At 60.9% G+C, this 13,367-nt stretch carries 9 protein-coding genes; 4 read left to right on the top strand and 5 right to left on the bottom strand.

Annotated features, from left to right (window positions below; genetic code table 11):
• Window positions 1–93 precede the first annotated feature (93 nt).
• Window positions 94–1,059, top strand: coding sequence for a bile acid:sodium symporter family protein (locus KGB20_RS12360; RefSeq protein ID WP_150814129.1), 966 nt, complete (start codon window positions 94–96; stop codon window positions 1,057–1,059).
• Between the two features lie 118 nt (window positions 1,060–1,177).
• Window positions 1,178–1,492 carry a quaternary ammonium compound efflux SMR transporter SugE gene (gene sugE, locus KGB20_RS12355; RefSeq protein ID WP_007977599.1) on the top strand — a complete coding sequence of 105 codons (315 nt, stop codon included), beginning with the start codon at window positions 1,178–1,180 and terminating at the stop codon, window positions 1,490–1,492.
• A gap of 125 nt (window positions 1,493–1,617) precedes the next feature.
• Here sugE and KGB20_RS12350 read toward each other — a convergent pair whose 3' ends face one another.
• The 3 genes from KGB20_RS12350 to KGB20_RS12340 all read right to left on the bottom strand — a co-directional run bounded on the left by KGB20_RS12350 (window position 1,618) and on the right by KGB20_RS12340 (window position 6,094).
• Window positions 1,618–3,492 (bottom strand): MFS transporter, encoded by a 1,875-nt coding sequence (locus KGB20_RS12350; protein WP_150814130.1) that lies wholly within the window; start codon window positions 3,490–3,492, stop codon window positions 1,618–1,620.
• A gap of 110 nt (window positions 3,493–3,602) precedes the next feature.
• Window positions 3,603–4,754, bottom strand: a complete 1,152-nt coding sequence (locus tag KGB20_RS12345; protein ID WP_223532357.1) for a TDT family transporter — start codon at window positions 4,752–4,754, stop codon at window positions 3,603–3,605.
• A 149-nt stretch (window positions 4,755–4,903) separates the two neighbouring features.
• Window positions 4,904–6,094 (bottom strand): MFS transporter, encoded by a 1,191-nt coding sequence (locus KGB20_RS12340; protein WP_223532355.1) that lies wholly within the window; start codon window positions 6,092–6,094, stop codon window positions 4,904–4,906.
• Between the two features lie 148 nt (window positions 6,095–6,242).
• Between KGB20_RS12340 and KGB20_RS12335 the strand changes: the two genes are divergently transcribed.
• Together KGB20_RS12335 and KGB20_RS12330 are read left to right on the top strand one after the other, a co-directional pair.
• A complete protein-coding gene (locus KGB20_RS12335) occupies window positions 6,243–6,779 on the top strand; it encodes a TetR/AcrR family transcriptional regulator (protein ID WP_150814133.1) in 537 nt (178 codons plus the stop codon).
• A gap of 229 nt (window positions 6,780–7,008) precedes the next feature.
• Window positions 7,009–10,479 carry a PAS domain-containing hybrid sensor histidine kinase/response regulator gene (locus KGB20_RS12330; RefSeq protein ID WP_150814134.1) on the top strand — a complete coding sequence of 1,157 codons (3,471 nt, stop codon included), beginning with the start codon at window positions 7,009–7,011 and terminating at the stop codon, window positions 10,477–10,479.
• A gap of 172 nt (window positions 10,480–10,651) precedes the next feature.
• Here the strand turns inward: KGB20_RS12330 and rmuC are convergent, their stop codons facing one another.
• Both rmuC and KGB20_RS12320 read right to left on the bottom strand, forming a co-directional pair.
• Window positions 10,652–12,016 carry a DNA recombination protein RmuC gene (gene rmuC, locus KGB20_RS12325; RefSeq protein WP_162252406.1) on the bottom strand — a complete coding sequence of 455 codons (1,365 nt, stop codon included), beginning with the start codon at window positions 12,014–12,016 and terminating at the stop codon, window positions 10,652–10,654.
• 175 nt (window positions 12,017–12,191) lie between these two features.
• On the bottom strand, window positions 12,192–12,515 hold the full coding sequence (locus KGB20_RS12320; RefSeq protein WP_090453933.1) for a hypothetical protein: 324 nt from the start codon (window positions 12,513–12,515) through the stop codon (window positions 12,192–12,194).
• Window positions 12,516–13,367 lie beyond the last annotated feature (852 nt).

Genomic DNA, 13,367 nt, shown 5'->3' with positions numbered 1-13,367 from the left:
ACAGGTATCTATGTCGACTGACACTCCGCTTTCGCGAGCAAGCCCGCTCCCACATTTGGTTTTGTGGTGCAACTTAATAAAAAGGATCAGGCCATGCGCGCACTGGCTGCATTAAGTCGTTTTGTCGGCAACACCTTCGCTTACTGGGTACTGATTTTCGCTGTCGTGGCGTTTCTGCAGCCGGCATGGTTCATCGGCCTCAAAGGCGCCATCGTGCCTTTGCTGGGGCTGGTGATGTTCGGCATGGGCCTGACCCTCAAACTCGAAGACTTCGCCGAAGTCGCTCGCCATCCCTGGCGCGTGGCCCTGGGCGTGGTTGCCCATTTCGTGATCATGCCGGGCGTGGCGTGGTTGCTCTGCCAGGTGTTCCACTTGCCGCCGGAAATCGCCGTCGGCGTGATTCTGGTCGGCTGCTGCCCAAGCGGTACCTCGTCGAACGTGATGACCTGGCTGGCCCGTGGCGACCTGGCGCTGTCGGTGGCCATCGCCGCCGTCACCACCCTTCTCGCCCCGCTGCTGACCCCAGCCCTGATCTGGCTGCTGGCCTCGGCCTGGTTGCCGGTGTCGTTCATGGAGTTGTTCTGGTCGATCCTGCAAGTGGTGCTGTTACCGATCGTGCTGGGCGTGGTTGCCCAACGGGTGCTCGGCGACAAGGTTCGCCATGCCGTGGACGTGTTGCCGCTGGTGTCGGTGGTCAGCATCGTGATCATCGTCACCGCAGTCGTCGCCGCCAGCCAGGCGAAGATCGCAGAGTCCGGTCTGTTGATCATGGCCGTGGTCATGCTGCACAACAGCTTCGGCTACCTGCTGGGCTACTTCACCGGGCGCCTGTTCAAGCTGCCTCTGGCCCAGCGCAAGTCCCTGGCCCTGGAAGTCGGCATGCAGAACTCCGGATTGGGTGCCGCATTGGCGAGTGCACACTTCTCGCCACTGGCGGCGGTGCCGAGCGCCTTGTTCAGCGTGTGGCACAACATTTCCGGGGCATTGCTTTCGACGTATTTCCGCCGCATGAGCGAGAAACAGGATCGGGAAATGGCGGCGCAACAGGCCAGTAACTGAGTTGAAAACTTGATCCCCGGGTTAATGCTGGGCACTATACTGCGCAACGCGAGGACGACCTCGCGGCTCGATCGAGTCATTAATCAGGGGACGACCCCGTCAGACGATGGAGGTCTTCATGTCCTGGATCATTCTGTTTTTCGCCGGCCTGTTCGAAGTGGGCTGGGCCGTCGGCCTCAAGTACACCGACGGCTTCACCCGCCCGCTCCCCACTGTGCTGACCGTTGCGGCCATGGCTATCAGCCTTGGCTTGCTCGGCCTTGCAATGAAGGAATTGCCGCTGGGTACGGCCTATGCGATCTGGACCGGTGTCGGCGCCGTGGGCACGGTGATCGCCGGGATCATTCTGTTTGGCGAGTCCATGGCGCTGGTGCGGTTGGCGAGTGTGGCGTTGATCATTTCCGGGCTCGTTGGCCTGAAGGTCAGCGCCTAGGCCACTATTGCCTTCGCGAGCAAGCCCGCTCCCACATGGGATCTTCAGTGAACACAAAGTTTGTGTACGACTGAGATCAAATGTGGGAGCGGGCTTGCTCGCGAAGAGGCCGGTAGAATCACCGATTATCTTACGGCCCCACGCAAATCCCCCACCAATGCCTGCAACTTGACCGGCTCCGCCACCTCAACCGCCACCGCCGGCCCTGCCACCAATGTCACCCGCGACCACAACCGGCGAAACAGCCCTTTACCCGGATCGCGGCTGAAGAAACTCCCCCACAACCCCTGCAAAGCCAACGGAATCACCGGCACCGGGGTCTCTTCGAGAATCCGCGTCAAGCCGCCCTTGAACTCGTTGATCTCGCCATCGGCGGTCAATTTACCCTCGGGGAAAATGCACACCAGCTCACCGTCCTTCAGATACCGGGCAATGCGCGTGAAGGCTTGTTCATATATCTGGATGTCTTCCTGGCGCCCGGCAATCGGAATCGTCCCCGCGGTACGGAAGATGAAGTTCAGCACCGGCAGGTTGTAGATCTTGTAGTACATGACAAAGCGAATCGGCCGACGTACCGCGCCGCCAATCAGCAAGGCGTCGACGAATGACACGTGATTGCACACCAGCAACGCCGCGCCTTCATCGGGAATCAAATCCAGATTGCGATGTTCCACGCGGTACATGGAATGGCTGAGCAGCCAGATCATGAAACGCATGGTGAACTCGGGGACGATCTTGAAGATGTAGGCGTTGACGCCGATGTTCAGCAACGACACCACCAGGAACAGCTGCGGGATCGACAGCTTGGCCACACTCAGCAAGACGATCGAGACAATCGCCGACACCACCATGAACAATGCGTTGAGGATGTTGTTGGCGGCAATCACCCGCGCCCGCTCGTTCTCGGCGGTACGCGACTGGATCAGCGCGTAAAGCGGCACGATGTAGAAACCGCCGAAGACACCCAGGCCGAGGATGTCGAGCAACACCAGCCAGGCGTGACCAAAACCGAGGATCTCGATCCAGCCATGGCCGGCGGCGCTTTCCGGTATTGAGCCGGAATGCCACCACAGCAGCAGGCCGAAAACGGTCAGGCCGAACGATCCGAACGGCACCAGACCAATCTCGACTTTGCGCCCGGAGAGTTTCTCGCACAGCATCGAACCCAATGCGATACCGACCGAGAACACCGTCAGAATCAGCGTCACAACGGTTTCGTCACCGTGCATCCATTCCTTGGCATAGGCCGGGATCTGCGTCAGGTAAATCGCCCCGACAAACCAGAACCACGAGTTGCCGACAATCGAGCGTGACACCGCCGGCGTTTGCCCCAGGCCCAGCTTCAACGTGGCCCAGGACTGGCTGAAAATGTTCCAGTTCAGGCGCATTTGCGGCGTGGCCGCTGCCGCCCGGGGAATGCTGCGGCTGGCCAGGTAGCCGAGCACCGCAATGCCGATGATCGCCGCGGACACCACCGGCGCGTAATGCGCCGAAGACATCATGACCCCGGCGCCAATGGTACCGGCCAGGATCGCCAGGAAGGTGCCCATTTCCACCAGGCCGTTGCCGCCTACCAGTTCATCTTCCCGCAGGGCCTGCGGCAGGATCGAGTACTTCACCGGCCCGAACAGCGCCGAATGGGTGCCCATGGCGAACAGCGCCAGCAGCATCAACGACAGGTGATCGAACATGAAGCCGACGGCGCCGACCGCCATGATGGCGATTTCCCCAAGCTTGATCAGGCGGATCAACGCGTCCTTGGCGAACTTTTCCCCGAATTGCCCGGCCAGGGCCGAAAACAGGAAAAACGGCAGGATAAACAGCAGCGCACACAGATTGACCCAGACAGAGCGGTCACCTTCGATGGTCAGCTTGTACAGAATGGCCAGGATCAACGACTGCTTGAACACGTTGTCGTTGAACGCCCCGAGGGACTGGGTGATGAAGAACGGCAGGAAGCGCCGGGTGCGCAGCAAGGTGAACTGTGAGGGGTGACTCATCTTCCATGTGTCCCTGGATTGTGGCTGGAGATCGGGTAAAGAATGGCCTGGATACAGTAATTGGAGTATCGAACGTCGATCCAGGCCACACCTTACCTAATCTTTGCCGGTTATTTCTTCAATCCGGCAATGCACGGCGAGACAAACAGCTCGCCACGCCAGGCGCCCAGCACCGTGCGCTTGCCGACGATCAGCCACATCACCGCCAGCAACGCCACCAGCACGCAGCCAAACACACTGAAGAACATCAGGTTCAAGGTACTGGCCAGTTTCAACGTCGCTAGAGAATAGACGCCCAGCGGGAAAGTGAAGCCCCACCAGCCAAGATTGAAGGGAATGCCGGCACGCAGGTAGCGCACGGTGATCAGCAACGCCATCAGCATCCACCACAGGCCGAAGCCCCACAGGGTGATGCCGGCCACCAGACCCAGTCCTGCGGCAATCTCACCGACTCCCGGCATACCGTTGGCCGCGAAAATCAGCGGTGCATCGCCGCCCAGTACCAGCATGCCCAGGGCACCGGTGCCGATCGGGCCAAGGGCCAGCCAGCTCGAGGCGGCCATGTTTTCGTGGGGCAGTTTATGCAGGGCCATGCGCAGCAACAGAATGGTCAGGATGCTGAAGGCCACCGGCAGGGAAAACGCCCAGAGCACATAGCTGGTCACCAGCACTATCAGTTGCGAATGAGCGTCGGCCAAATGCGGCGCCAACAGGCCCCCGCTGGCGGCCGCCACTTCTGCCGCGACCACCGGTAACAGCCAGACCGCTGTCATCTGGTCAATGCTGTGCTCCTGGCGGGTGAACATCATGTAGGGAATCAGCACGCCACAGGCCAGCGACATGGCCACATCCAGCCACCACAGCACCTCGGCGAGGTGAATCACACCGTCGCCCCAGCGCGGCAGGCCAAACACCAGGAAGCCATTGATGATAGTCGCCAGCCCCATGGGGATGGTGCCGAAAAACATCGAAACAGTGGAATGGCCGAAAATCCGCCGCGCCTCGTCGAAAAACAGCACCCAACGCGCCGTGTATACCGCCGTAAACAGCAGGAACAGAGCGATATTGAACAGCCAGAGGGCTTCGGCAAAGGCGTGCAAGGCAGGTGTGGCAACCGGCAACTGCGCCAGTGCCAACGCCAGCACACCGGTGCCCATGGTGGCCGCGAACCAGTTGGGGGTGAACTGGCGGATCACCTCGCGGGGATGCTGCAAATGACTGAAAGGTTTGATTCCGGGCTTGATGCTATTGGCGCATGTCATGGCGAACTCCTGTCCTCTCGTGAGGTAGAGCCCATGTTAGATCCGAATAGAATATCTATATAACGTGTAATATCTCTATATCTTATCGATATCACTTATATAGCGTCAGACACTCCCTTCCGATTCGATCACCAATATCCGAGCCGTTCCTACCGGTTGGCCTCGCAGACCCTGGCCGAACGTGATCGCAGTAGACTCGCCATTGCGCTGAGAGCCAGCACAATCAGCATCGCACCATAACCATCGGTCGTTGCCACCAGACCAAAAGTCCGCTCCAGGTTCCCGGCCAGTAGCGCCGGGAGGCAGAACGCCAGATAACTCAGCGCATAATATGCCGACATCAACCCGGCGCGCTCATGGGGCAAGGCCTGCGGCACCAGACTACGCACCGCCCCGAGGAAACCGGCGCCGAAACCGCAACCGGCGACCAGCGTGCCGAGGAAAAACAGCGGCAGACTGGCGCTGTGCACGCCCAGTAGAATCAGGGCGACTCCCGCCGGCAGCGAACAGGCGCCCAGTTGCAGCGCCTTGGTCACAGCCTGATTGCGCAGGGTGTAAATCATCAGGGCGCCAGTCACCGTCAAGGCGGCGACGGTCGCCCCGCCAATCAGATTCGAGGTCGAGCCAGTCGCCGTGCGCACCAGCGAAGGTGCCAGCGACGCGTAAAAACCGCCGAGCGCCCAGACCGCCGTGTTGAGCGGCAACACCCGCCACAAAGTGGAACGTGCCTGAGCCGGCACATGCAGGGTCGGTCGCAATGAGGCCCACACACCAGGCTGGCGCGAGACGCTTTCCCGCAATCGCCAGACATACACGGCCTGCATCGCGAACAGGGCCAGCAGCAGCCAGAAGGTCAAATGCAGCGGCGCGGGGGCAAACTCGGCCAACACACCACAACCCAGCGCCCCCAGAGCCATCCCGAGTAAAGGCGCGACGCTGTTGACCAGCGGCCCCTGCTCGCGGTCGGTGTCGAGCAGCGTTGCACTCAGAACCGCGGTTGCCATGCCGGTGGCGAACCCCTGCAGCACCCGGGCACTGATCAGCCAGGCGACGCTGTCGGCATGGATAAACAGCAACATCGCCAGGATGTTCAGCATCACCGCCGTAAAGATCACCGGTTTGCGCCCCAGGTAATCCGACAACGAGCCGACCGTCAGCAAGGCCGCCAACAGGCTGAGGGCGTACACGCCGAAAATCAGGGTCAAGGTCGCTGCCGAAAACTGCATCTGCTCCTGATACAGGTGATACAGCGGCGTCGGCGCAGTGGAGGCCGCCAGGAAGCTGAGCAAGGTAACGGCCAGAAACCACAGGCTGGCACGATTTGAATGAGAACCGGGCATCGACACACTCCGCAAAAGCTAATTTTTTGCTTTTGCGGAGTGTGCTACTGGATCCCTCTTAAAGCAAATTCTTTGTGTTAAGGTCCGATGCATGGCTTTCAGGACCGGGTGCCAGCCGCAAGACCCGGTGCAATACAGGAAACACAGGATGACAGTTCCCACATTACGCCCCGGCGGCCGCAGCGCCCGGGTGCAAGAGTCGATTCATTCGGCCGTGCGTCAACTCCTTGAGGAGCAGGATCGCGCCAGCGTGACGGTGCCGCAAATTGCAGCGCGCGCGGGCGTCACGCCGTCCACCATCTATCGACGCTGGGGCGATGTGTCGGCGCTGCTGGCAGACGTCGCCCTCGCCCGCATGCAGCCCGACAACGAGCCGGCCAACACCGGCAGCCTTCACGGCGACGTGCGGGCCTGGGCGGAGCAGTACCTGGACGAGATGAGCTCCGAACCCGGCCGCAACATGCTGTGCGACGTGCAGGCGGCACTTAAGCCGAGTTATTGCGCGACCATCATTGGCGGGCAATTGCAGACGATTCTGGATCGCTATCCGGATGAGCCCAGGCCCAGTGTCGATCGGTTGATCAATCTGATCGCCGCGCCGACGGTGTTTCGCATCCTGTTTGCCGAGGCGCCATTGGAGCTTGAAGAACTGCATCGTTTGATCGAAATCGCGTTGATTCCGTAATACCGCCCTTCGCGAGCAAGCCCGCTCCCACATTCGAGCGGTTTCCTTCAGGAAAAACGCGATCAACTGTGGGAGCGGGCTTGCTCGCGAAGGGGCCAGTCCAGACACTGAGAATCAACCTGCGACACCCCGCCACGCCACGACCTTGGTCGACACTGACTAACGCTGGCGGTCGTGCGAGACTGTCTGTCCGGGCGGGAGGTCCGGATGTCTTTTGTCTGGAGTCCCCATGTCGCTGTCCACCGGGCTGATTGCCGTCGTCGCCCTGGCCTATATGGCCATCCTGTTCGCCATCGCCTTCTATGGCGACCGTCGCAGCGCGCCCTTGCCGCCGCGTGTGCGAGCGTGGGTGTATAGCCTGTCGCTGGCGGTCTACTGCACCAGCTGGACCTTTTTCGGCGCCGTGGGCCAGGCCGCCGAACAGCTCTGGTCGTTCCTGCCGATCTACCTCGGGCCGATCCTGTTGCTGGTCGGCGCGCCGTGGGTCCTGCAAAAAATGGTGATGATCAGCAAACAGGAGAACATCACCTCGATCGCCGACTTCATCGCCGCACGCTATGGCAAATCCCAGTCACTGGCGGTGGTGGTGGCGCTGATTTGCCTGGTCGGTGTGTTGCCCTACATTGCGCTGCAGCTCAAAGGCATCGTGCTCGGCGTGAACCTGCTGATCGGCGCCGGTGCCGACGCCATGGGCACCCGCGCCCAGGACACCGCTCTGATTGTGTCGCTGGTGCTGGCGCTGTTCACCATCGTCTTCGGTACCCGCAACCTCGACGCCACGGAGCACCACCGCGGCATGGTGCTGGCCATCGCCTTCGAATCATTGGTGAAGCTGTTCGCGTTTCTCGCCGTCGGCGCCTTCGTGACCTACGGCCTGTACGACGGTTTCGACGACCTGTTCGACCAGGCCATGCTTGCGCCGCGCCTTGAACAGTACTGGAAAGAAACCATCAACTGGCCGTCGATGGTGGTGCAGACCGGTGTGGCGATGATGGCAATCATTTGCCTGCCACGGCAGTTCCACGTGACCGTTGTCGAGAACATCGATCCCCAGGATCTGCGCCTGGCCAAGTGGGTATTCCCGGCCTACCTCGCCCTCGCCGCCTTGTTTGTCGTGCCGATCGCCCTGGCCGGCCAGATGATGCTGCCCAGCTCGGTGTTGCCGGACTCGTTCGTCATCAGCCTGCCCCTGGCCCAGGCGCATCCGGCGTTGGCCCTGCTGGCGTTTATCGGTGGTGCATCGGCCGCCACCGGCATGGTGATCGTGGCCAGCGTGGCGCTGTCGACCATGGTGTCCAACGACATGCTGCTGCCTTGGCTGCTGCGTCGCAACAACGCCGAGCGCCCGTTCGAAGTGTTCCGCCAGTGGATGCTGTCGGTGCGCCGCGTCAGCATCGTGGTCATTCTGCTGCTGGCCTATGTCAGTTATCGCCTGCTGGGCTCGACCGCCAGCCTGGCGACAATCGGCCAGATCGCCTTCGCTGCCGTGACCCAGCTGGCCCCCGCCATGCTCGGTGCCCTGTACTGGAAACAGGCCAACCGCCGCGGCGTTTTCGCTGGCCTCGCCGCAGGCACCTTCCTGTGGTTCTACACCTTGATCCTGCCGATTGCCGCCCTCAGCCTCGGCCTGTCCTTGAACACGTTCCCGGGGCTGGCCTGGTTGCACAGCAATCCACTGAACCTGCCGATCACCCCGCTGACCCAGGGCGTGGTGCTGTCGCTGGCAGGCAACTTCACATTGTTCGCCTGGGTCTCGGTGCTGTCCCGCACCCGGGTTTCCGAGCACTGGCAGGCAGGCCGCTTCATCGGCCAGGAAATCAGCGCCCGCCCCAGCGCACGCTCGATGCTGGCAGTGCAGATCAATGACCTGCTGCAACTGGCGGCGCGCTTCGTCGGCGAAGAACGCGCCCGTCAAAGCTTCATCCGTTTTGCCTATCGCCAGGGCAAGGGCTTCAACCCGAACCAGAACGCCGACAGTGAATGGATCTCCCACACCGAACGCTTGCTGGCCGGTGTGCTGGGTGCCTCTTCGACCCGCGCGGTGGTAAAAGCCGCCATTGAAGGTCGGGAGATGCAACTGGAGGACGTCGTGCGCATCGCCGATGAAGCCTCGGAGGTGCTGCAATTCAACCGCGCCTTGCTGCAAGGCGCCATCGAGAACATCACCCAGGGCATCAGCGTGGTCGACCAGTCGTTGAAACTGGTGGCCTGGAACCGTCGCTATCTTGAACTGTTCAATTACCCGGACGGCCTGATCAGTATCGGCCGCCCCATTGCCGACATCATTCGCTACAACGCCGAACGCGGATTGTGCGGCCCCGGCGAAGCCGAAGTGCACGTTGCCCGCCGCCTGCACTGGATGCGTCAGGGCCGCGCGCATACTTCCGAGCGGATGTTCCCCAATGGCCGGGTGATCGAACTGATCGGCAACCCGATGCCCGGCGGCGGCTTCGTCATGAGTTTCACCGACATCACCGCGTTCCGCGAAGCCGAACAGGCGCTGACCGAAGCCAACGAAGGCCTGGAGCAACGGGTCACCGAACGGACCCACGAATTGTCGCAGCTCAACGTTGCCCTGACCGAAGCCAAAGGCACCGCCGAGGCGGCCAACCAGTCCAAGACCCGTTTCCTCGCGGCCGTCAGCCATGACTTGATGCAACCGTTGAACGCGGCGCGGCTGTTCTCCGCCGCCCTCTCCCATCAGGAAGATGGTTTGTCCGGCGAAGCGCAGAAACTGGTCGAACACCTGGACAGCTCGCTGCGCTCGGCCGAGGACTTGATCAGCGACTTGCTGGACATTTCCCGCCTGGAAAACGGCAAGATCAACCCGAATCGCCAGCCATTCGCCCTCAACGATCTGTTCGATACCCTCGGTACAGAGTTCAAGGTGCTGGCGCGAGAGCAAAAACTGGAGTTCCGGGTTCGCGCAAGCACGTTACGGGTCGACAGCGACATCAAGTTGCTGCGACGGATTTTGCAGAACTTCCTGACCAACGCTTTCCGCTACGGCAAAGGGCCGGTATTACTGGGGGTTCGCCGGCACAAGGATCAACTGTGCCTGGAAGTCTGGGACCGCGGGCCAGGTATTCCGGAAGATAAACTGCAGGTGATTTTCGAAGAGTTCAAGCGCCTCGACAGCCACCAGACACGGGCCGAAAAAGGCCTCGGTCTGGGGCTGGCGATTGCCGACGGGCTATGTCGCGTGCTCGGTCATACCTTGCGCGTACGCTCCTGGCCGGGACGCGGTAGCGTGTTCAGCGTCAGTGTGCCGCTGGCCCGGGCGCAAACCGCAGCGCCGGTCAAGGTCGCCGAGCTCAATGGCAAATTGCTCAATGGCGCGCAGGTGCTGTGTATCGACAATGAAGACAGCATCCTGATCGGCATGAACAGCCTGCTCAGCCGCTGGGGTTGCCAGGTCTGGACCGCGCGCAATCGCGAGGAATGCGCCGCGTTGCTGGGCGAAGGCATGCGCCCGCAATTGGCGCTGGTGGACTACCACCTCGATCATGGCGAGACCGGAACCGATTTGATGGCCTGGTTGCGCACGCAAATGGGCGAGCCGGTCCCTGGCGTGGTGATCAGCGCCGATGGCCGGCCGGAGACGGTCGACCTGGTGCATGCCGCGGGGCTGGATTACTTGGCCAAACCGGTGAAACCGGCGGCGTTGCGGGCGTTGTTGAGCAGGTACATACCGTTGTAACGAGGTTCAACACAGCCTCCTGTGGCGAGGGGGCTCGCCCCCCGTTGGGCTGCGTAGCGGCCCCAAACCATTCAATGAGCCTCTTCAGATAAAACGCGTTGCCGGACTGACGACTGCTGCGCAGCCGAACGGGGGCAAGCCCCCTCGCCACAAGGTCCACGCTCACCCGGGGCTACTCCGGTAACTCGACCAGCCCATCCACATCGGTCATCGCCCGCTCCAGCAAGTCCGCCGGCAGACTCTTGCTCGCCCGCGCGCCCAGCAGCTTGAGTTGTTCACTGCGACTGACCAGGTTGCCGCGCCCCTCTGTCAGCTTGTTGCGTGCCGAACTGTAGGCCTTGTCCAGTTGCTGCAGGCGATTGCCGACCTCGTCCAGATCCTGGATGAACAGCACGAACTTGTCGTACAGCCACCCGGCCCGCTCGGCGATTTCCCGGGCATTCTGGCTCTGGCGCTCCTGCTTCCAAAGGCTGTCGATGACGCGCAGGGTCGCCAGCAACGTGGTGGGGCTGACGATCACGATATTGCGGTCGAATGCCTCCTGAAACAGCGTCGGCTCAGCCTGCAACGCGGCAGAAAACGCCGCCTCGATCGGCACGAAGAGCAACACGAAATCCAGGCTGTGCAAGCCATCGAGGCGCTTGTAATCCTTGCCGGCCAGGCCTTTGACGTGATTGCGCAACGACAGGACGTGCTGCTTGATGGCGATCTGGCCGATGGCCTCGTCTTCAGCCGCGACGTATTGCTGATAGGCCGTCAGGCTGACCTTGGAGTCGACCACCACCTGCTTGTCGCCCGGCAGATAAATGATCACGTCCGGCTGGAAGCGCTCGCCGTCCGGCCCCTTGAGATTAACCTGAGTCTGGTACTCGCGGCCCTTCTCCAGCCCCGCATGCTCGAGCACGCGCTCAAGAATCAGCTCGCCCCAATTGCCCTGGGTCTTCTGCCCTTTCAAGGCGCGGGTCAGGTTGGTGGCTTCATCGCTCAAGCGCAAATTCAGCTGTTGCAAGCGCTCCAGCTCCTTGGCCAGGGAGAAACGCTCACGGGCCTCGTTCTGATAGCTTTCCTCGACACGTTTTTCGAAGGACTGGATGCGTTCCTTGAGTGGATCGAGCAACTGCCCCAGGCGCTGCTGGCTGGTTTCGGCAAAACGCTGCTCGCGCTCATCGAAAATTTTCCCCGCCAGCTCGGCAAACTGCGCGCGCAACTCGTCTCGCGAACCTTGCAGGTCGTTGAGGCGTTGCTGATGGCTGTCCTGTTGCTCGCGCAATTCGGCATTGAGCGACGCGGCCTGGGCATCCAGACGGCGCAATTCGGCTTCTTTGCCGGCGCGTTCGATATTCCACGCATGGGCGGCGTCCCGAGCGTCGTCGCGCTCGATCTGCAGCAATTCGACTTCACGACGCAGCGCAGCCAGATCGGCCTGTTTGGCGGCGTTGGCCTGGGTCAGATCAGCCGCTTCATCGCGGCTGGATTCGAGTTGTGCATTCAATCCGTCCTGCGCCAGTTGCGCCATGGCCAGGCGTTCTTGCAGCAGCGCGACATCGGCTTGCGTGGTGCTGGCCCGACGCTGAAGTTGCCAGGCCAATACCAGCAACGGCAACGCAGCCGCTGCCAGCCCCAGCAATACGCTGGTCAAGTCCATTGCCATAGCCACTCCTGCCATTCGGATAAAGCTTGAAGGTTAACCAAGGCGTCCGGTCTTGGACAGCTCAGTCTTCGATCAGCCCCAGTTCCTGTTGAGCGCGGTGATCGCCTGCCCGAGCGGCCTGACGCAGCAGGTCCTGACCGATCCGGCGGTCCCGGGCATTCCCGCATTCGCGGCACATCAACTGGCCAAGGCGACTTTGCGCAGCCACCACGCCTTCACGGGCCGGTTGCTTGAGCAAACGTCCGGCGATGTGTTTGACGTTACGGTTTTCGCCCAGATGCGGACTGTCCAACAGCCACTCCGCCACGCGCATGGAAAAGCGCTTGGTAGGGGCAACAGGGGGCGGTGTGGAGGAAGAGGAAACAGGGGCTGAGCGAAACTTCATAAAGCACTGTGGGGCAGATCAGAAGGCGCGCAACTTTACTCTCTTTTTCTTACAGGTAAAGCTGAAAATATCCCGGCACGCCCGTCCTAGAGCAAGCGCTCGGGACAATCCACAGAAGCTGTGGATAACTCAGTGGACAACCGCCCTTGAACTCGCTCAAAGCCCTGTGGAATGGGGCTCGCAGTCAAACTGACGATTTTTTCACCAGTAAAAAAAAGCGATGTTTTTCATTGACTTAAATTTTGGTTACAGGCAGCCATTACGCTTGAACGTGAGATGACAGCGAGGTGACAGACCACGCAACTAATGTGCACAAGTGCCTTTGCGATGGTTATATCCATGCACTTTTTCGGCGCATTTTTTTGTCATGCCTGGGGATAAGCCCTGGCAAACCCGGTGCCCAGACGGCTGCGCTGCTACAGACGTCGATGACCGATGGTCGGATTTTGTCCCGAAACAGGGCGCATGAATCCCAGGCTTTGCAGCTTTTTGCGCGCCACCACAAGACAAAACAGCCCGATCAGGCACCGGCCAGGAAACTTTTTTCGCTACCACACTTCCATTGGCCAGTTCAATCCGTTAGTATCCGCGGCGTTAGTACCAAGCTGAAAGTCAATTCTGGTCGAACAAATCCCCCCGGTCAGCCTTCCCGACGGAAGCCTCCACCGAACAAGCGGGATCGACCACCTCGATGGTTTCCAGGTAAATCTTGCGCCAACACAACCTTTGAATCGAAAGCAAAGGATGTTGCTCCGCCTGCCTACTCTGCTCGAACCAACCTGCAAATTGATCAGGATCTTCACCCCGGGCCCAGAACCTTTGCCCTCGATGTGTTGCCTGCCCTCCTAAGTA

It is taken from the genome of Pseudomonas sp. BF-R-30, assembly GCF_019956175.1.
In the GTDB taxonomy this organism is placed as follows: domain Bacteria; phylum Pseudomonadota; class Gammaproteobacteria; order Pseudomonadales; family Pseudomonadaceae; genus Aquipseudomonas; species Aquipseudomonas jessenii.
Note: the sequence above shows the minus strand (reverse complement) of the source record. Positions and strands in the feature narration are given on the sequence as shown.